Consider the following 412-nt stretch of genomic DNA (forward strand, 5'->3'; position numbering starts at 1 on the left):
CTCCACGCTCGGGACGTGGCGGGCGACGAACTCCGCGTGTTCGACCTCGACCTCCGTGGGCGCGCCGTACATGGGCCCCTCCGCGACGTGGGACTGGACCGCCGCCTCGACCGGGTCCGGGAGGTCGTGGCCGTACAGCAGGGGGCCGTACCCCATCACCCAGTCGACGTAGCGGTTGCCGTCGGCGTCGATCACGTGGCCGCCGTCGCCCCGCTCGATGAAGAACGGATGCGGCATCGTCGCCCGGACGGAGGAGTTGACGCCGCCCGGCATGACCGACAGCGCGCGGTCGTACAGCCCGCGCGAGCGCTCGTGGTTCATACCGAACGGTTGGAGCGTCGGGCTGAAAGTAGTTGCCGAACCGGGCGAACCGGTTCGCGGGTTCAAAAGGAGCCGATCGGATCGCGCGCCG

The 412-nt window shown here is 70.4% G+C and carries 1 protein-coding gene; it reads right to left on the bottom strand.

Going from position 1 to position 412, the window contains the following annotated elements; translation table 11 throughout:
• The coding region (locus tag EXE42_RS17100; protein ID WP_137707073.1) for an aminotransferase class III-fold pyridoxal phosphate-dependent enzyme at positions 1–321 on the bottom strand (321 nt) is incomplete at its 3' end.
• Positions 322–412 lie beyond the last annotated feature (91 nt).

The organism is Halorubrum sp. SP3 (assembly GCF_005435195.1).
Lineage (GTDB): Archaea > Halobacteriota > Halobacteria > Halobacteriales > Haloferacaceae > Halorubrum > Halorubrum sodomense.